This is a genomic window from Kitasatospora sp. NPDC086009 (genome assembly GCF_044540385.1).
In the GTDB taxonomy this organism is placed as follows: Bacteria; Actinomycetota; Actinomycetes; order Streptomycetales; family Streptomycetaceae; genus Kitasatospora.
Map to the genome: position 1 here is coordinate 204,213 of NZ_JBITSA010000009.1, position 18,609 is coordinate 222,821.

Sequence of the window (18,609 nt, forward strand, 5' to 3'; positions counted from 1 at the left end):
CCGGCGGCCCCGGCCGGGGCGGGCACGGGCCCGGCCGCCTGAGCGGTGTTGGCTGTACAACTTTTCGGTCGGTTCACCTGCGCGCCGCCGTTCGGACTCCCCTCGGCCACCTCGCGGCACCAGCCTGGCCGCATGAGAGTCATCGTCGTAGGAGCAGGCGTGCTCGGCAGCATGCACGCCTGGCAGGCCGTCGAGCGCGGCCACGAGGTCGTCCACCTGGAGCGCGAGTCCGAGGCGCGCGGCGCCTCGGTGCGCAACTTCGGGCTGGTCTGGGTCAGCGGCCGGTCGGGCGGTGAGGAACTGGACACCGCGCTGCGGGCCCGCGAACTGTGGGAGGAGATCGGCGCGAGGGTGCCCGAGCTCGGCTTCCGGGCCAACGGCTCGCTCACCGCGATCCGCACCGAGGTCGAACTCGCCGTCGCCGAACAGGCGCTGACCCGGGCGGACGCCGCCGCGCGCGGCTACCGGCTGCTCGACGCGGCCGAGACCAGAGCCGCCAATCCGGCCCTGCGCGGCAAGCTGCTCGGCGCGCTGCGGTGCGACCGGGACGCCGCCGTCGAGCCGCGCACCGCCCAGCCCGCGCTGCGCGCCGCACTGCTGGCCGGCGGCCGGTACACCTTCCTCCCCGGGCGGGAGGTCCGCGAGGTGATCGGTGAGAACGCCGTCCGCGACGACCACGGCGACGTCCACACCGGTGACCTGGTGATCCTCTGCACCGGCGCCTGGCTGGGCGGGCTGGTGCGCGAGCTGGCGCCCGAGCTGCCCGTCCGCAGGGTGCGGCTGCAGATGATGCAGACCGACCCGCTCGGCGAGGAGCTCACCACCTCGGTCGCCGACGGCGACAGCTTCCGCTACTACCCCGCCTTCGCCGGTGACGCGCTGGAGCGGCTGAAGGCCGCGCAGCCGCAGCCGCCGGTCGCCGCCGAGCACAAGATGCAGCTGCTGATGGTCCAGCGCAAGGACGGCGGCCTCACCATCGGCGACACCCACGAGTACGACCACCCGTTCGGCTTCGACGTCGTCGAGGACCCGTACGACCACCTGGTCGGCGTGGCCGAGGAACTGCTCGGCCGGCCGCTGCCCCGGGTGCGCCGCCGCTGGGCCGGGGTGTACGCGCAGTGCGTGGACACCACCCGGGTGGTCCACCGGGAGCGGGTCCGGGACGCCGTCTGGCTGGTCACCGGTCCCGGTGGCCGCGGCATGACCTGCTCGCCGGCCATCGCCGAGACCACCGCCGAACTCGCCAACCTGTAAGGAATGTGAACATGTCCGCTGACATCCGCCTGGTCGTCCTCGACATGGCCGGCACCACCGTCGCCGACGACGGCCTGGTCGAGCAGGCCTTCCGGGCCGCCGCCGGTTCGCTCGGCGTCGAGGCCGGCAGCCCCGAGCACGCCCGCATGCTGCAGCACGTCCGGCTCACCATGGGCGAGTCCAAGATCTCCGTCTTCCGCCACCTGTTCGGCGCGGAGGAGAACGCGCAGGCCGCCAACACCGCCTTCGAGGCCGCCTACCACGACCTCGTCGACGCGGGGCACTGCGCCGCGCTGCCGGGCGCGGCCGAGGCCATCGCCGAACTCCGGGGCCAGGGCCGCAAGGTGGTCCTCACCACCGGCTTCTCCCGGGCCACCCAGGACCGGATCCTGCGGGCACTCGGCTGGGAGTCGATCGCCGACCTCACCCTCTGCCCGGCCGAGGCCGGCCGCGGCCGCCCGTACCCGGACCTGGCGCTCACCGCCCTGCTGCGGACCTCCACGGACTCCGTCCGCCAGATGGCCGTCGCCGGGGACACCGGCTACGACATGCTGACCGGCACCCGGGCCGGCGCCTCGGTGGTGGCCGGTGTGCTGACCGGGGCCCACGACGAGGCCCGGCTGCGGGCCGACGGCGCGACGCACGTCCTGAAGTCGATCGCCGACCTACCGGGCGTCCTCGCGGGCTGAGCGTGCGACGGCCGGGCGGGGTGCGCCGACCCGCCCGGCCGGCTTCTCCTCGGGGTGATCCCGCGGTCGGCCCGGGCTCAGGGGGCGGCGAGCAGGCCGGGCAGTTCGCGCATGTCGTGGAAGACGACGGTGCCGGGACCCGCGAGCCGCTCGGCGGGGGTCAGGCCGCCGGCGTAGCCGAAGGCGCGCATGCCGGCGGCGCGGGCGGCCTCGACACCGGGGCGGCTGTCCTCGACCACCGCGCAGGCGGCCGGGTCGACGCCCGACCGCCGGGCGGCGTGCAGGAAGAGGTCCGGCGCGGGCTTGCCGCGGTCGACCTCGGTGGCACTGAAGATCCGGCCCGCGAAGTGCTCGTAGAGGCCGGTGCGGCCCAGGGTGTGACGCATCTTCTCGTGCGAGCCGCTGGAGGCGACGCAGGTCGGCAGGGTGAGGGCGGCCAGCGCCTCGGGGAGCCCGTCGACCGGGGCCAGCCCGGCGTCCACCTGCTCGCGGTGGAGCTGCTCGAAACGACTGCTCCAGAGCGCCGCGGTGGCCTCCCCGAGCCGGGCGGCGACCTGCTCGCCGATCGAGGCGTGGGAGCGCCCGATGAACCGCTCGACCACCTCCGCCTCGGTGAGCGGCCAGCCCAGCTCCGCGCCCAGGGCGACCTGGACGCGGGCCGCGATGCGCTCGCTGTCGACCAGCACGCCGTCGCAGTCGAAAATCACCAGTTCTATCGGCTTGATCATCCCCGCAGGATAGGGGGCGCCTTCGCCCGGGGGGGCGGGTCAGTGCAGGGTGCCCGCGTAGCGCTGGGTGAAGCGGGTGCCGGTGGGTGCGGTGACGGCGAGGTCGTGGCGGCGGACGAAGCCGTCGGGGCCGTGGACGGTGAAGTCGTACCGGCCGTCGGTGGCGGCGGCGCTCCAGGTGCGGGTACGGGTGGCGCCGGGGGCGACGGTGGAGGGCGGGCCGGCGAAGGCGTACACGGTGTCGGGGTGGACGCTGTCGGGAAGGGGCACAACTCGCCGTTGATTGCTGGCCGTTGACGGGCGGGGGAGTCGCATCCGGCGCGCCCGGCACACGCGTCGCGGCTACGGCGAAGAGCCACGGCGCCCGCCCCGCCGCCGTGCGCGCGGGGCGGGCGGGCGGCTCAGTGGGTGCCCTTCAGGTTGAGCACCACCACGCCGACGATGATCAGGGCCAGGCCGAGCCACTGGAGCCGGCCCAGCGACTCGCCGAAGGCGATCACGCCGATGCCCGCCACGGCGGCCGTACCGGCGCCGGACCAGACGGCGTAGGCGACCGAGACCGGTATGTGCTTCAGGGCCCTGCCGAGCAGGGCGAAGGAGAGCACGTAGCCGACGGCGACGCCGAGGCTCGGCCAGAGGCGGGTGAAGCCCTCGGTGAGCTTGAGGGCGCTGGTGGCGCAGACCTCACTGACGATGGCGAGGGCGAGCAGGAGATAGGGCATGGCCGGTCACACCGCGGGTGCGGCGCCGAGCTTCCCCAGCAGCGCGAGGTCGGCGTTCACCAGGCTGTCCAGCAGGGTGACGCGCGATCCCCGGGGGATGGGCGTGGCGGTCGAGGGGACGGCGAGCACCGCGCAGCCCGCGGCGGCGGCCGAGGCGACGCCGGTCGGGGTGTCCTCGACGGCCACGCAGTCCGTCGGGTCGAGGCCCAGCCGCTCGGCGGCGGCGAGGTAGGGGTCGGGCGCGGGCTTGGTGCGCGGGGTGTCCTCGGCGGCCAGCGTCACGGCGAACCAGTCGCGGCCGATGGTGGACAGCACGAGGTCGACCACCCGGCGCGGGGAGGCCGACACCAGCGCGGTGGGCACCCGGGCGTCCCGGAGCTCGGCGAGCAGGGCGAGCGCCCCCGGCCGCGGGACGGTCTGCGCGGCGACCTTGCCGGCGAAGGACTCGCCGAGGCGGTCGGCGAGTTCGGCCTCGCTGAGGCTGGTGCCGCTGACCCGGTGCAGATGGGCGGCGGTGTGCTCGATGGCCTGGCCGAGCACCTCGGGCGCGTCCTGGTCGGTGAGCGGATGGCGCAGCTCGTCGGCGAGTTCGGCGGCGGCCTGCCACCAGAGGTGCTCGGTGTCGACGAGGGTGCCGTCCATGTCGAACAGGACGGCGGCGGGCGCGGCGGACCCGGGCTTCGCCGGGTCGGCCTTCGTGGGGTCGGCCTTCGCGGTGTCGGGCTGTGCGGAATCGGGCAGTGCGGAACCCGGCTGTGCGGAATCGGGCTGAGCGGTATCAGGCATGGCGGTACCTTCGGTGGTTCGTCGGACGAGCGGACAGGTCAGACCGTACGACGGTCGACCAGGACCGGGCGCTCCGGCAGCGACAGCGCGGCGCGCGAGCCGACCGGCAGGAGGGCGGCGGCGTCGGTCGGCAGGTCGGCCTTGACCTCGGTGCCGTCGTCGAGCCGGACGGTGAGGCGGGTGACGGCGCCCAGGAAGGACGCGGAGACCACCAGCGCCTGGCCGTTCGGGGCCGGGACCAGCGACACGTTCTCCGGCCGGACCAGCACGTCGAGCGAGCCGTCCGCCGGCGCGGCCCCGTCCACCGCGTGGCGGCGGCCGAGCACCTCGACGCCGTCGGCGGTGCGGGTGCAGGGGATGCGGCTCATGGTGCCGACGAACTCGGCGACGAAGGCGGTGGCCGGGCGGGCGTACAGCTCGGACGGTGTGGCGCACTGCTCCAGCCGGCCCGCGCGCAGCACCGCGACCCGGTCGGCCATCGAGAGCGCCTCCTCCTGGTCGTGGGTGACGAACAGGGTGGTGATCCCCAGCTCCTGCTGGAGGCGGCGGATCTCCTCGCGCAGCGAGAGGCGGACCTTGGCGTCCAGGGCGGAGAGCGGCTCGTCGAGCAGCAGCACGCGCGGCCGCAGGGCGAGCGCGCGGGCGAGCGCGATGCGCTGCTGCTGGCCGCCGGACATCTGGTGCGGGTAGCGGTCGGCGTGCTGCGGCAGACCGACCAGCTCCAGCAGCTCCTGGGCGCGCCTGCGGCGTTCGGCCTTGCCGGTGCCGCGCATCCGCATGCCGAAGGCCACGTTGTCGGCGGCGGTCAGGTGCGGGAACAGGCTGTAGGACTGGAACACCATGCCCGCGTCGCGCCGGTGCGCGGGGATGCGGGTGATGTCCTCGCCGTCCACCAGCACCTGGCCGGAGTCGTGCTGCTCGAAGCCGGCCAGGATGCGCAGCGCGGTCGTCTTGCCGCAGCCGGACGGGCCGAGCAGGGCGAGGAGCTCGCCGGGCCGGACGGTCAGGTCGAGGCCGTCCAGCGCGGTGGTGGCACCGAACGAGCGGCGGAGGCCGAGGAATTCGACGGTCGCGCCGCCGGGTGCGAGGTGGGTGCCGGCGACGGGGGCGGTAACCGTGGTCATGATGGGGATCGCTCCGGGGGCTTCAGGAAGTGGTGGTCTTGTGGCGGCGCTCGCGGCCGACGGTGGCCAGCAGGAGCAGCAGCAGCCAGGTGATCAGCAGGCTCAGGATGGAGACCGCGACCGACATGTGGGCCTGGCTGTTGCCGACCGAGTAGATCCACACCGGGAAGGGCTGGTAGCCGAGGATCGAGGCGGCGGTGAACTCGCCGAGGACCAGGGCCAGGGTGAGGAAGGAGGCGTTCAGCAGCGCGCCGCGCAGGTTGGGCAGCACCACGGTGAACACCGCGCGCGGCCAGCTCGCGCCGCAGTTGCGGGCGGCCTCGACCAGGGTGCGCAGGTCCACCGCGCGCAGACCGGCGTCCAGCGCCCGGTAGGCGAGCGGGAGCGACATCAGCACGTAGGCGATGACCAGCACCAGCGGGAAGTCCGGGTCCTGGATGAACACGAAGGTCTGGAAGAACGGCGTGTCCATCAGGTAGTCCGGGCCCCAGCGCAGCACGCCGATCAGGCCGGCGGTCAGCGCGACCGGCGGGACGACCAGCGGCAGGGTGCAGAGCACGTCGATCACCGGGCGCAGCCTCGGCGAGCCGAGCCGCACCGCGATCAGCGCCGGTACCAGCAGGAGCAGCAGCACCAGGACGGTGACCACGGCCAGGCCCAGGGTGAGCCAGAGGCTGTCCAGGAAGCCGGGGGCGCTGAGCAGTCCGGTGTACGCCTCGAAGGAGTAGCCCTTCGGGTCGTCGATCGAGAAGTAGCCGGCGGCGGCCAGCGGGACGACGAAGTAGACGCCCGCGAGCAGCAGGACGGCACCGCGCCACCAGCGCACCTTGCGGCGCGGCGAGGAGGGGCGGGCGGAGGTCAGCTGAGCCATCGGGCACTCCGGCGCTGGAGGGGGAGGTACACGGCCATCACCAGGACGGCCACCACGATCATGTTGAGGCTGAGGGCGAGCGCGAGGTTGCCCTGGCCGACCAGCACGTTGCCGGAGAGCGCGTCCGCGATCGAGCGGCTGACCAGCGGCACGGTCGCGCCGACCATGGCCGCGGCGGTGGCGTACGCGGCGAAGGCGCTGCCGAACAGCAGCACGAAGCCGCCCAGCAGGGAGGGCAGCAGGATCGGCAGCGCGACGTGCAGCCAGTACTGGACGGTGGTGGCCCGGTTGTTGTGGGCCGCCTCGCGCCACTGCACCCGGAGGCCGTCCAGGGCCGGGGTGATGGTGAGCACCATCAGCGGGATGAGGAAGTACAGGTAGACGATGGTCAGGCCGGTGAAGGAGTAGAGCGACCAGCCGTGGTCCGTCAGGTGGAGCAGCTTGGTGACCTCGCCCGCGTTGCCGAGGGTGGCGACGAACGCGAAGGCGAGCGGCAGGCCGCCGAAGTTGGCGAGCACGCCGGAGGCGGTCAGCACCGCCTGGCGCAGCCAGGTCTGCCGGGAGGTCACCACGGCCTGCGCGATCGGCAGGCCGATCAGGGTGGCGAGCAGCGCGGTCAGCGCGGACAGCTTGAGGCTGCTGAGCATCGCCGTCCAGTACGCGCCCTGGACGGAGTCCCTGACGTTGTCGAGGGTGAACTGGCCGCCCCCGCCCTCCGCGTCGCTGGAGGTGGTGAACGCGCCGATCACGATGGCGACGGCGGGGAGGCCGAAGCCGATCAGGAAGAAGAGGAAGAGCGGCACCGTGGCGAGCCAGGATCCGCCGCGCGGGCGCCGGCGGGTGGGCCGGGCGGGGGTGGGGGTGGGAGCGGTGGCGGACGCCCCCGCGCCGCCACCGTGAACGGTGGCGGCGGGGGTGGTCGGCACCGGGGCGGGAGCCGTGGTCATGAGTGGGATCAGCCCGTTTCGGGTTGCTGCGGCCGGGTGTCAGCCTGCGATGGCCTTGGTCCAGTTCTCGGTGACGACCTTCTTGGCGGCCGTGATCTGGTCCTGGGTCGGGAAGGTGGTGAACGGCTTCTCGACGGCGGGCAGCTTGGCGGCGGCCGCGGTGTCGAGGGTGCCGTCCTTCTTCAGGGCCTCGAAGGTGGAGGGGGTGGCGTAGCCGCCGAGGAAGAGGTTCTGGCCCTCGGCGCTGAACAGGTACTCCTGCCACAGGCGGGCGGCCGCCGGGTGCGGGGCCCACTTGTTGACGGCCTGGTTGTAGAACTGGGCGTAGCTGCCGTCGGAGGGGACGGAGACCTTCCAGTCGACGCCCTTCTCCTTGAACTCGTCGGTGTAGCCGGCGTTCAGGTACGACCAGTCGATCGAGATCGGGGTCTCGCCCTTCTCGATGGTGGCCGGGGTGGACTCGACGGGGTTGAAGTTGCCCGTGGCCTTCAGCTTGCCGAAGAAGTCGATGCCGGGCTGGATGTTGTCCAGCGAACCGCCGTTGGCGAGTGCGGCCGCGTAGACGCCGCCGAACGCGGAGCCGGACTTGGTCGGGTTGCCGTTCAAGGCGACCTGGCCCTTGTACTCGGGCTTGAGCAGGTCCGCGAAGGTCTTCGGGCAGTTCGGGATCTTCTTGGCGTCGCAGCCGATGGAGACGTAGCCGCCGTAGTCGTTGACGGCGGCGCCGTTCGCGTCCTTCATGGTGTCCGGCACCTTGTCGAAGGTGGCCACCTTGTAGGGGGCGAGCAGGCCGTCCTTGACCGCCTGGAGCGCGAACGCGCTGCCGAGGTCGACGACGTCGGGGGCGCGGTCCTGGCCCTTGCGGGAGGTGATCGCGTTGATCTCGTCCTGGCTGGAGCCGTCCGGGTTCTCGTCCTCGATCTCGATGCCGTACTTGGCCTTGAACGAGTCCATGATCTTGCCGTAGTTGGCCCAGTCCCTGGGCAGCGTGATGACGTGCAGCTTGCCCTCCTTCTTGGCGGCGGCGACGAGGCCGTCCAGACCGCCGAAGTCGGCGAGCGAGGTGGCGTCCTTGGCGTCCTTCGCGCCGGCCTTGGCGGCGTCACCGGACTTCGGGGCGGTCGAACCGGCGGAGCCGCAGGCGGTGAGGGAGAGCGCGGCGGCGGTCAGTACGGCCGCGAAGGCGGCGGCGCGGGCACGGTGCACGGTCACGGGTCAGTCTCCTGATCAGGGGCGTACTGCGAGGGGTGCGTTTCGCGGGGGTGCGTCTCGCTGAGAGGTGCTTCTTCACAAGGGCGGGCCAGGCGATCAGTCGTTCGGAACCGTCCGAGTTGACTAGCCAACTTCGCCTGACGGAGGTAAGTACGCCGGAGTCCGGTGACGGGAAGGTGAACGGATGGCCCAGAACCGGGGGCGGCTACGGGAACGGTCGAATCAGGGCCTCGGTCAGTGATCGACCGAATGCGATGCTTCGAAGGCGCAGCGGGATAAAGTCGGGCTGTCCGGGCCGGTACGGCTGCGCAGGACACCGCCCCAGGAGGGACATTGACTGACGTGGCACTGGAGCCCGACCGCCCCGCGGTCCCTGCGGCACCCGCGGCCCCCGCTGCCCCCGTGGCCCCTGCCGCGCCGGGCCAGGAGCGCGCCGCCGGTGCGCTCTACCGCAAGGTCGCCGCCGATCTGCGCGAGGCGATCACCACCGGCGCGTTCGGCGAGGCCGGCCGGCTGCCCGCCGAGGGCACGCTGGCCGAGCAGTACGGGGTCTCCCGCGGCACCGTCCGCCAGGCGCTCGCCGTGCTGCGCTCGGACGGCCTGGTCACCTCCCGGCGCGGCACCCGGCGGGTGGTGCTGGGCACCGCCCGGGTGCAGAGCTTCTCCGAACTGCTGAGCTTCACGCACTGGGCCTACTCGATGGGCGAGGAGCCCGGCGGCATCCTGGACTCGCTGGTGCGCCGGCCGGCCGACGCCGCCGAGCGCGAGCAGCTGCGCCTGGAGGCCGGCTCCGAGGTGTACGTCACCGTCCGGCTGCGCACGCTCTCCGGCGCGGCGGTGATGGTGGAGCGGACGGTCTACCCGCCCCGGGTCGGCGAGATCGTCGCCCAGCTGCCGGCCGACGTGGTCTCGCACACCGAAGTCCTGCGCGAGCACGGCATCCTGTTCACGGACGCCGACCACACCATCGACATAGTCGCCGCCAACGCGGAGGACGCCCGGCTGCTCGGCTGCCGCCGGGGCAGCCCGCTGCTGCGCGAGCGGCGCCGGACCACCGACCCGACCGGGATGCCGGTGGAGTGGTCCCAGGACCGCTACCTGCCCGGCACGGTGGCCTTCAGCATCCACAACTCGCTGGCCACCTCGGCCCTTTCGCGGCACGCCCGGGAGGGTGACTGAACTCCGGCGCCGGAGTGGGGAGTCGGACCGGCCGACGCCCCACTCCCCCTAGCGCATGAGGGCGGCCAGCAGCGGGCGGAAGTGCTCGAACCCCGGGGTCTCGGCGTCCGGGTCCTTGGCCTGCTCGTCCCAGCGGCGCACGGCGACGGCGTCGGCCGCGCCGGGCAGGGCCGCGAAGGCGGCGGCCTGCTCCGCGCCCATCGGGCCGCCCTGCACCTGGAGCGTGTACTCCGAGGCCGCGGAGAGCCGCTCGCGGTAGCCGGGCTCGGCCGTGCACAGGTACCGCTTGGCGGCCACGTGCAGCCGGACCGGCTCGGTGACCTCCGGGCCGAACCACTGGGCCAGCCAGGCGGCGCCGGTGTCGCTGTGCCGGTTGTCCTGGCCGTTCATCAGGTCGCGCCCGTGCGACGTTCCATGGCCGTGCTTGTCGAAGAAGTGCCCGATGTCGTGCAGCAGCGCGGCCGCGACCAGCTCCGGCGCGGCCCCGGCGGCCTGCGCCAGCGCCCCGGCCTGCAGCATGTGCTCGGCCATGGTGACCGCCTCGCCCAGGTACTCGCCGGCGCCCTCGCCCGCGAACAGCGCGGCGATCGTCTCCAGCGCGGCGGTGCGCCGGTGCAGCACCGCGAGGGTGCTGTGCAGCGAGTCGAGGTCCGCGTAGCAGCCCTGGAGGTGACGCGAGCCGTCCTGCTCGAAGGCCGTCCGGGCGTGCAGCAGACGGACGTTGTCGAAGATCAGGCAATCGCCCCGGTCGAGCCGGAAGTCCAGCCGGAGCTCGGGCCGCAGGGTGATCGCGGCGAACCGGCGGTAGGCCGCGTAGAAGGCGTCCAGCTCCTCGGCGGACCCGCGCAGGGTGCTGATCGACCGGTTGTTGAACCGCACCTCGCGGATCCGGCCGCGCGCGTCCACCTCGATCAGCGGGCGGTCGGCGCGCAGTTCGGTGCCGCGGTCGCGGAACACGAAGGGGACCGGGGTACGGGTCAGCACCACGAAGTCCGCCGGGGACTCCTCGCGCAGCAGCGCCGCCGCCTTGAAGCCGTCCACCAGCCCGGAGTCGCCACCGGTCGCGGAGTTCTCCAGGCAGTGCAGCAGCTGCAGGGTGGGCACCGGGTCCCGGTACGGGTTGTCGCTGTGCGGGGCGATCGCGGCGCTGGTGAAGGCCAGGTTGTTCGGGTCCGGCTCGACCCGGACGTCGAACAGCTCACCGTAGTTGGTGACCCGGACGTGGCCGAAGGAGCGGGCCACCGCGAGTACCTGCCGTTCGACCGCCGGTACCCCGTGCAGCACCGCGAACCCGGAGCGCCGGACGGCCCCGAGTACCGCCGCCTGCTCGGCCGGGTCGGCCAGGTAGGCCTCCCATGCCGCCTCCGGGATGCCGCGGCGGAAGTCGGCCGCGACCCAGAGCTGCTTCTCCGCCTCGGTGCGCCCGTCGCCGTCGGCGTCCCGCGCCAGCCACTCCAGCGGGTAGCGCGACCGGTGGCCGTCCGACCAGAGCACCTCCAGGTTCCCGCCGACCTCGGCGTGGGCGGCGAGGGCGAGGTCGGCCGGCAGGTCGGTGATCTGGAACAGCTTCTGCCCGCTGCGCCCGTCCCGGCACTCGGCGCAGGGGCAGTTGTCGCGCAGCCAGTACGGCGGCAGGTGGGTCGGGAGCGCCATGGGTCTCTCCTGGTCGGCAGATGGCTTGGTGAAGTTGTATAGCCAACTTCTCCTCGTGCGGGAGCCTGCCGGGAGACGGTGAGATCTGGGTGGCCACACGGTGAACCCCTCGGGAACAAGAGCTCCCGAGGGGTTCGCGGCGTGGTCGGGCGACCGGTCTCAGCCGGCGGCGACGGCGCTCTCCCAGGCGGCGTCGGCCGCCTTGAGGGCGGATCCGGCGTCCGCCCCGGTGTCGGTGTCGGCCCCGCCGTCGGCGCCGAGGGTGGTGGCCAGGGCGGTCAGGAAGGCGCGGACGGTGGCGAGCGAGGCCGCCGGGCCGTAGTGGTTGACCCGCAGCATCGAGTCGGCGAGGGCGCCGCCGCCGGGCTGGACGGGGAGGGTCGGGTCGACGCGCAGCAGATCCGCGGCGAGCCCGGCGGCGGACCGGCCGGCGGGGGTGCGCAGGGTGGTGGCGACCGGCGCCGCGTGGGCGTCGTCCGGGACGAACGGGGCGACGGTGCCCAGGGCGCGGACGCCCGCCCGGACCGCCGCGGCGGCGGCGCGGTGGCGGGCGATCACGGCGGGCAGGCCGGCCGCGGCGATCCGGTCCAGGCAGGCGCCGAGCGCCAGCATCTCCAACTGGGCCGGAGCGTGCGGGAGTGCGGTGCGCCCGGCGTCCGTCCAGCGCTCCTTCCAGTCCAGCAGCGAGAGGTAGGAGCGGCGCGGCGCGGCCGGGTTGGCGGCGATCCGCTCCCAGGCGCGCTCGGAGACCGAGACGGCGGAGACCCCGGCCGGGCCGCCCATCGCCTTCTGCCCGCCGATCACGCAGAGGTCGATGCCCCAGGCATCGGTGAGCAGCGGTTCGGCGGCCACCGAGGCGACGGCGTCCACCATCAGCAGCGCACCGTGCGCGCGGACCACGGCGGCGATCTCGGCGACCGGGTTGGTGTTGCCGGTGGCGGCCTCGGCGTGGACCAGCGAGACGAAGTCGATCGCCGGGTGGGCCGCCAGCGCCTCGGCGACCTGCGCGGCGGTGACGGCGGTGTCGAACGGCACCGCGAGGTCCACGACCGTCGCCCCGCAGTCGCGCAGCCAGTTGCCGAAGGTCTGGCCGTACGGGCCGGTGACGATGTTCAGCGCGGTGGAGCCCGGCCGCGCGGCGCTGCGGATCGCGGCCTCCAGCGGCAGCAGCGCCTCACCCTGGGTGACGATCACATCGGCGGAGGTGTGCAGCAGCGCGGCGACCTTGTCCTCGATCGCCGCGAAGTCGGCGGCGCTGAGCGGAGGAAGGTCGAGGAACGGGCTCACGGTGGCGGCCGGCCTTTCGGAGAACGGAACGGAGAACGGGACGGAGAACGGGACGGAGAACGGGACGGAGCATCGGGACGGAGAACGGGACGGAGGAGGGGAGGCGGTTCGGACAGGGACGAGTCTGCCTCATCCTCCCCGCGCGCCGGGAAGGCCCTGCCCGGGCGGGACCCCGCTCGGTAGAGTGCGGGGCATGAGCGATGGTGCGGTGCTGCACGTCAGGGGCCGGATGCTGGTCGGGCCGGAGGACGTCCGGGACGAACTCTGGGTGGTGGACGGCCGGGTGGCGTTCGACCGCCCGGCGGCCGCCGCGGACGTGCGCACGGTGACCGGCTGGGTGCTGCCCGGGCTGGTGGACGCGCACTGCCACGTCGGGCTGGACGCGCACGGCGCCGTCGACGCCGCGACCAGTGAGAAGCAGGCGGTGACCGACCGGGACGCCGGCACCCTGCTGATCCGCGACGCCGGTTCGGCCGCCGACACCCGGTGGATCGACGACCGGGACGACCTGCCCCGGATCATCCGGGCCGGCCGGCACATCGCCCGTACCCGGCGCTACATCCGCAACTACGCGCACGAGATCGAGCCCGGTGACCTCGCCGCCTACGTCCGGGCCGAGGCCCGGCGCGGGGACGGCTGGGTCAAGCTGGTCGGTGACTGGATCGACCGCGGCACCGGCGACCTCGCCGCCTGCTGGCCCGGCGACGCGCTGGCCGAGGCGATCGCGGCGGCGCACGAGGAGGGCGCGCGGGTCACCGCGCACTGCTTCGCCGCCGATTCGCTGCCGGACCTGCTGGCGGCCGGGATCGACTGCGTCGAGCACGCCACCGGGCTGACCGAGGAGCTGATCCCGGCCTTCGCCGAGCGCGGCGTCGCGATCGTCCCGACCCTCGTCAACATCGCCACCTTCCCGACCCTCGCGGCCGGCGGCGAGGCCAAGTTCCCGGCCTGGTCCGCGCACATGCGCCGGCTGCACGAGCGCCGCTACGACACCGTCGGGGCCGCGCACGACGCGGGCATCCCGGTCTTCGTCGGGACGGACGCGGGCGGTTCGCTCGCCCACGGGCTGGTCGCCGAGGAGGTGGCCGAGCTGGTCAAGGCCGGGCTCGCTCCCGCCGAGGCGCTGTCGGCGGCCACCTGGGGGGCGCGCCGGTGGCTCGGCCGACCGGGCCTGGAGGAGGGGGCGTCGGCGGACTTCGTGGTGTACGACGAGGACCCGCGGGCGGACGTCCGGGTGCTCGCCGATCCGCGGCTGGTGGTGCTGCGCGGGCGGCCGGTGGGCTGAGCGGTCCACCCCGGGGGCCGTGCGGCCGATGGTCGCTTTGGTGATCATCCGGGTGAACGGCCTGTCCGAGTAGGCCGATAGGGTGGCGACCATGGCACCGCGTCCACTGAACGAGATCGTCGAGCCCGGCTGGGCCACCGCGCTGGAGCCGGTCGCCGGCCGGGTCGCCGCCATGGGCGACTTCCTCCGCGCCGAGCTGGCCGCCGGCCGCACGTACCTGCCCTCGGGGCCGAACGTCCTGCGCGCCTTCCAACAGCCCCTCGCCGACGTGCGGGTGCTGATCGTCGGGCAGGATCCGTACCCGACGCCCGGCCACGCCGTCGGGCTCAGCTTCTCGGTAGGGGCCGAGGTGCGGCCGATCCCGGCGAGTCTGATCAACATCTTCCAGGAGTACGGGACCGACCTCGGCCTGCCGCAGCCCTCCAACGGCGACCTCACACCGTGGACGCGGCAGGGCGTGCTGCTGCTGAACCGGGCCCTGACCACCGCCCCGCGCAAGCCCGCCGCGCACCGCGGCAAGGGCTGGGAAGAGGTCACCGAGCAGGCGATCAAGGCCCTGGCGGCGCGCGGCGGCCCGCTGGTGGCGATCCTCTGGGGGCGCGACGCCCGCAACCTGCGCCCGCTGCTGGGCGAGGTGCCGGCGATCGAGTCCGCCCACCCGAGCCCGTACTCGGCGAACGGCGGCTTCTTCGGCTCGCGGCCGTTCAGCCGGGCCAACGAGCTGCTGGTGCGGCAGGGGGCACAGCCGGTGGACTGGCGACTGCCGTAGGGCTCCTGCCGTAGGGCTCCTGCGGTAGGGGGCCTGCCGGAGGAGTCCTGCCGGAGGTGTCCTGCCGCAGTGCTTCGCCGGGCAGCTTTGGGCGTCAACCTCACCCGAATGAGTGAAATGACGTTCTGTGTGGCTCATGTGACGCACTGTTCGATGAAGACTGGCGACTCGTCGTACGGAGCACCGGCCCCTTGCCCCGCCTCGCGGGTGATGTCGGAGGCGCGCTCTACCGAGATCACCACCTGTGGGGGTACCGCCATGTCTTCTTCCCGTTCCACGTCCTTCGCCGGCTCCGCCGTCGCCGCCGCGGTGGCGTCGGCGCTGGTCGTGACGCCGGTGGCGCACGCGACCGGCCCCACTCCCGCGCCCGCCACCGCGGCCGCCGGTTCGACCGCCGCGGCCGCCGCGCCGACCGCCACGGCGGGCAGGGCGCGCGCCGTCACCGCCGAACTCGCGCTGGACGTGCAGCTGTTGAGCAAGGTCGACGTGCCGGTGAACCTCGCGCTCAACAAGGTCGAGAGCCCGGCCCAGCGCGAAGGCTCGCTGCTGACGGCCAAGGTCGACGGCGTCGACCAGCAGGGCCCGGTCACCCTGGTCAAGGCCGACGTCGGCACCTCGGTGGTGAAGTCGGACGCCAAGGGCACCGCCGCCTCGGTCAAGCTGGTCAACGCCGACGTGCACGCGCCCGGTCTCCCGGCCACCACCCTGCTCGGCCTGGAGGCGCTCAGCTCCTCGGTGACCTGCCCGGTCGACGGGCCGCCCACCGCCGACGTCACCGCCCCCGCCAAGCTCACCGTGCTCGGCAAGCCGGTCACCCTCAGCCTGTACGGGCCGACCGACGTGGACGTGCCGCTGGTCGGCAGGGTCTCGGTGGAGTTCTCCAAGCGGGCCACCACCTCGACCACAGCCGCCGCCTCGGCCCTGGAGGTGCAGATCGAGGTGAACCCGCTCAACCTCAACGTCGCCAAGGTGACCGGGAAGATCACCGTCGCCTCGGTGAGCTGCGAGAAGCCGACCGCACCGGTCACGCCGACCCCCTCGGTCACGCCGACGGCGCCCGGCACCGCCCCGGCCGTCCAGCCCGCGGTCGACGCGACCACCACGCCGCCCGGCCGAACCGCCCGGCCGCAGGCCACCGCCACCGCCGCCGGCGGCAACCTCGCCGCGACCGGCGGCAGTGACGCGACCGGTCCGCTCGCCGCCGGAGCCGCCGCCCTGGTCGCGGTCGGCGGCGGCGCGCTCTGGGTCACCCGCCGCCGGGCGGCGCACGCCCGTAAGCACTGACACCCGCCGCGGTGAAGGGCCCACGCCCGCCGCGGTGAAGGGCCCACGCCCGCCGCGGTGAAGGGCCCACGCCCGCCGCGGTGAAGGGCGGACACCCGTCGCGGTGCGCCGATCGGTGCGGGGTGCCATCCACGGCACTCCCGCACCGTGACCGTGCCAACGCGGACGGTTGGTTCACCTGGGTGTTACATAGGAGGAACAACCGGGAAACGGCGGCTTGCAACGCTACGCGGGCACCCACCACCCAGTTTGCGAGGTTCACCCCCGTGGCAATCAAGGCCGAGTACATCTGGATCGACGGCACGAAGCCGACCGCCAAGCTCCGCTCCAAGACTCGGATCCTGGCCAACGCGGACAAGATCCCCACCTGGGGCTTCGACGGCTCCTCCACCAACCAGGCCGAGGGTCACGCCTCGGACCGCGTCCTTGAGCCGGTTGCCACCTTCCCGGACCCGATCCGCGGCGGCGACAACATCCTCGTCCTGTGCGAGGTCAACGAGATCGACGGCACCCCGCACGAGAGCAACACCCGTGCGCTGCTGCGCCCGATCGCCGAGCAGTTCGCCGCTCAGGAGTCGATCTTCGGCATCGAGCAGGAGTACACCTTCTTCAAGGGCTCCCGCCCGCTCGGCTTCCCCGAGGGCGGCTTCCCGGCCCCGCAGGGCGGCTACTACTGCGGTGTCGGTGCCGAGGAGGTCTTCGGCCGCGAGATCGTCGAGCTGCACATGGACCGCTGCCTCGCCGCCGGCCTCTCGCTCTGCGGCATCAACGCCGAGGTCATGCCCGGCCAGTGGGAGTTCCAGATCGGCCCGGTCGACGCGCTGACCGCCTCCGACCACATGTGGGTCGCCCGCTACCTGCTCTACCGCACCGCCGAGGAGTTCGGCATCGACGCCACCCTCGACGCCAAGCCCGCGCGCGGCGACTGGAACGGTGCCGGCGCGCACACCAACTTCTCCACCAAGGCGATGCGCGAGAACTACGACGCGATCATCACCGCCTGCGAGTCGCTCGGCGCCTCGCAGGAGATCGTCCTGGAGCACGTCACCCAGTACGGCGCCGACATCGAGTCGCGCCTGACCGGCAAGCACGAGACCGCTCCGTGGAACGTCTACAGCTACGGCGTCTCCGACCGCGGCGCCTCGGTCCGTATCCCGTGGCAGGTCGAGGTCGACCAGAAGGGCTACATCGAGGACCGTCGCCCGAACGCCAACGTGGACCCGTACGTGGTGACCCGCCTCCTGGTCAACACCTGCTGCGCCGCCCTGGAGAAGGCCGGCCTCGTCTGAGCCGCCTCCCCCCTGCCGCACCAACCGCCGGGCCTCCCCTCCGCTGCCGAGGGGAGGCCCGGCGGCCGTTCGCCGTCCGCCGTCCGGCGGGGGCCCTTCCCGGTGCGGTCGCGGGGGAGTACTGGCGTGGGTGTTCCGTGGGTGTTCCGGCCCCGGTGTTCTGGCCCCGGTGGGCTGATGTGGGTGTTCTGGCACGGGTGTTCTGACGCGGATGTCTTGTCCAGCGGGGTGGGAGTCCCGGAGAATCGGGCCATGACCGCTCCGGCCCCCTTCCTCCCTGTACGGCGACTGCACGTCGACCTGGGACGGGTGTGCACGGCCGGCTGTCGCCGCTGACGCGAACCAGGTCCACCAGCAGCCGGCAACCACCGCCAGGAGCGTGTCCGTCCATGTCCCTCACCTTTCACTGGTTCCTCCCCACCAACGGCGACAGCCGGCAGATCGTCGGCGGCGGGCACGGCTCGACGCCCGGCGCGGCCGGCTCCGACCGGCCGCCGAGCATCGCCTACCTCGGCCAGATCGCCCGCACCGCGGAGCAGTTGGGCTTCGAGGGGGCGCTGACCCCGACCGGCGCGTGGTGCGAGGACGCCTGGCTGACCACGGCGATGCTGACCCAGGTGACCGAGCGGCTGAAGTACCTGGTGGCGTTCCGGCCCGGGCAGATCAGTCCGACCCTGGCCGCGCAGATGGCGGCGAGCTACCAGCGGCAGTCCGGCGGACGGCTGTTGCTCAACGTGGTGACCGGCGGGGAGTCGGCCGAGCAGCGCGCGTACGGGGACTTCCTGGACAAGGACGCCCGTTACGCCAGGACGGGCGAGTTCCTGTCCATCACCCGCCGGCTCTGGGCCGGGGAGACCGTCGACCACGACGGCGTCCATCTGCGGGTCGAGCGGGCCACCCTGAACCGGCTCCCGGACCAGGTGCCGCCGGTGTACTTCGGCGGGTCCTCCCCGGCGGCGGGCGACGTCGCCGCCCGGTACGCCGACGTCTACCTGACCTGGGGCGAACCGCCCGCGCAGGTCCGCGAGAAGATCGCCTGGATCCGCGAACTGGCCGCCGCCCAGGGCCGGGTGGTCCGCTTCGGCATCCGGCTGCACGTGATCACCCGGGACACCTCCGCCCAGGCCTGGGCGGAGACCGAGCGGCTGCTGGCGTCGATGGACCCGGCGCGCGTCCGGGAGACCCAGCGCGCCCTCGCCGAGAGCGAGTCGGAGGGCCAGCGCCGGATGCTCGCGCTGCACGGCGGCTCGGCCGAGCGGCTGGAGATCCACCCCGGGCTCTGGGCCGGCATCGGCCTGCTGCGGGGCGGCGCGGGCACGGCCCTGGTCGGCAGCCACCGGGAGGTCGCGGACCTCATCACCGAGTACCACGAGCTGGGCATCGACGAGTTCGTGCTCTCCGGGATCCCGCACCTGGAGGAGGCGTACTGGTTCGGCGAGGGCGTGCTGCCGCTGCTCGCCGCCCGCAACCTCTGGACCCGACCGTGACCGGGGCGGCGGCTCCGTAGGTCCACCGGTCCACCGGCCCGCC

At 73.5% G+C, this 18,609-nt stretch carries 18 protein-coding genes; 8 read left to right on the top strand and 10 right to left on the bottom strand.

The genetic code is table 11. The features are described 5' to 3' along the window. Positions 1–132 precede the first annotated feature (132 nt). Together ACIF6L_RS22565 and ACIF6L_RS22570 are read left to right on the top strand one after the other, a co-directional pair. Positions 133–1,254 carry a TIGR03364 family FAD-dependent oxidoreductase gene (locus ACIF6L_RS22565; protein ID WP_396490007.1) on the top strand — a complete coding sequence of 374 codons (1,122 nt, stop codon included), beginning with the start codon at positions 133–135 and terminating at the stop codon, positions 1,252–1,254. Positions 1,255–1,265: 11 nt separating this feature from the next. Continuing rightward, entirely contained in the window at positions 1,266–1,943 is a 678-nt protein-coding gene (locus tag ACIF6L_RS22570) for a phosphonatase-like hydrolase (protein ID WP_359834519.1), read from the top strand. Positions 1,944–2,020: 77 nt separating this feature from the next. Here the strand turns inward: ACIF6L_RS22570 and ACIF6L_RS22575 are convergent, their stop codons facing one another. The 8 genes from ACIF6L_RS22575 to ACIF6L_RS22610 all read right to left on the bottom strand — a co-directional run bounded on the left by ACIF6L_RS22575 (position 2,021) and on the right by ACIF6L_RS22610 (position 8,333). Further along, complete coding sequence (locus tag ACIF6L_RS22575; protein WP_396490009.1) at positions 2,021–2,671, bottom strand: HAD family hydrolase; 651 nt, start codon at positions 2,669–2,671, stop codon at positions 2,021–2,023. 39 nt (positions 2,672–2,710) lie between these two features. Then, the gene (locus tag ACIF6L_RS22580; protein ID WP_396490011.1) at positions 2,711–2,941 is read right to left on the bottom strand and encodes a phospholipase domain-containing protein; all 231 of its coding nucleotides are present in this window, start codon (positions 2,939–2,941) and stop codon (positions 2,711–2,713) included. A gap of 131 nt (positions 2,942–3,072) precedes the next feature. Further along, positions 3,073–3,393 carry a multidrug efflux SMR transporter gene (locus ACIF6L_RS22585; RefSeq protein ID WP_329490053.1) on the bottom strand — a complete coding sequence of 107 codons (321 nt, stop codon included), beginning with the start codon at positions 3,391–3,393 and terminating at the stop codon, positions 3,073–3,075. 6 nt (positions 3,394–3,399) lie between these two features. Next, positions 3,400–4,179: an HAD family hydrolase gene (locus ACIF6L_RS22590; protein ID WP_396490013.1), complete on the bottom strand. Its 780-nt coding sequence runs from the start codon at positions 4,177–4,179 to the stop codon at positions 3,400–3,402. A 38-nt stretch (positions 4,180–4,217) separates the two neighbouring features. Beyond that, a complete protein-coding gene (locus ACIF6L_RS22595) occupies positions 4,218–5,303 on the bottom strand; it encodes an ABC transporter ATP-binding protein (protein ID WP_359804403.1) in 1,086 nt (361 codons plus the stop codon). 22 nt (positions 5,304–5,325) lie between these two features. Beyond that, positions 5,326–6,174: an ABC transporter permease subunit gene (locus tag ACIF6L_RS22600; RefSeq protein ID WP_329490056.1), complete on the bottom strand. Its 849-nt coding sequence runs from the start codon at positions 6,172–6,174 to the stop codon at positions 5,326–5,328. Continuing rightward, entirely contained in the window at positions 6,162–7,121 is a 960-nt protein-coding gene (locus ACIF6L_RS22605) for an ABC transporter permease subunit (protein WP_359834530.1), read from the bottom strand. The genes ACIF6L_RS22600 and ACIF6L_RS22605 overlap by 13 nt, the downstream gene beginning before the upstream one ends. 39 nt (positions 7,122–7,160) lie before the next feature. Next, complete coding sequence (locus ACIF6L_RS22610) at positions 7,161–8,333, bottom strand: ABC transporter substrate-binding protein (protein WP_329490059.1); 1,173 nt, start codon at positions 8,331–8,333, stop codon at positions 7,161–7,163. A 402-nt stretch (positions 8,334–8,735) separates the two neighbouring features. Between ACIF6L_RS22610 and ACIF6L_RS22615 the strand changes: the two genes are divergently transcribed. After that, positions 8,736–9,512 carry a GntR family transcriptional regulator gene (locus ACIF6L_RS22615; protein WP_396490015.1) on the top strand — a complete coding sequence of 259 codons (777 nt, stop codon included), beginning with the start codon at positions 8,736–8,738 and terminating at the stop codon, positions 9,510–9,512. A 48-nt stretch (positions 9,513–9,560) separates the two neighbouring features. Here ACIF6L_RS22615 and ACIF6L_RS22620 read toward each other — a convergent pair whose 3' ends face one another. Then, positions 9,561–11,165 (bottom strand): TauD/TfdA family dioxygenase, encoded by a 1,605-nt coding sequence (locus tag ACIF6L_RS22620; protein ID WP_396490016.1) that lies wholly within the window; start codon positions 11,163–11,165, stop codon positions 9,561–9,563. 159 nt (positions 11,166–11,324) lie between these two features. Next, on the bottom strand, positions 11,325–12,452 hold the full coding sequence (locus tag ACIF6L_RS22625) for a pyridoxal-phosphate-dependent aminotransferase family protein (protein ID WP_396490017.1): 1,128 nt from the start codon (positions 12,450–12,452) through the stop codon (positions 11,325–11,327). A gap of 193 nt (positions 12,453–12,645) precedes the next feature. On the opposite strand from ACIF6L_RS22625, the gene ACIF6L_RS22630 reads away from it, so the two are divergent. The 5 genes from ACIF6L_RS22630 to ACIF6L_RS22650 all read left to right on the top strand — a co-directional run bounded on the left by ACIF6L_RS22630 (position 12,646) and on the right by ACIF6L_RS22650 (position 18,566). Further along, positions 12,646–13,737 (top strand): amidohydrolase family protein, encoded by a 1,092-nt coding sequence (locus tag ACIF6L_RS22630; protein WP_396490019.1) that lies wholly within the window; start codon positions 12,646–12,648, stop codon positions 13,735–13,737. A gap of 91 nt (positions 13,738–13,828) precedes the next feature. Further along, complete coding sequence (locus ACIF6L_RS22635) at positions 13,829–14,506, top strand: uracil-DNA glycosylase (protein ID WP_329490063.1); 678 nt, start codon at positions 13,829–13,831, stop codon at positions 14,504–14,506. Positions 14,507–14,764: 258 nt separating this feature from the next. Beyond that, entirely contained in the window at positions 14,765–15,790 is a 1,026-nt protein-coding gene (locus ACIF6L_RS22640) for an SCO1860 family LAETG-anchored protein (protein ID WP_396490021.1), read from the top strand. Positions 15,791–16,056: 266 nt separating this feature from the next. Then, positions 16,057–17,079: a glutamine synthetase gene (gene glnII, locus ACIF6L_RS22645; protein ID WP_359804397.1), complete on the top strand. Its 1,023-nt coding sequence runs from the start codon at positions 16,057–16,059 to the stop codon at positions 17,077–17,079. 389 nt (positions 17,080–17,468) lie between these two features. Beyond that, positions 17,469–18,566 (top strand): LLM class flavin-dependent oxidoreductase, encoded by a 1,098-nt coding sequence (locus tag ACIF6L_RS22650; RefSeq protein WP_352288230.1) that lies wholly within the window; start codon positions 17,469–17,471, stop codon positions 18,564–18,566. Positions 18,567–18,609 lie beyond the last annotated feature (43 nt).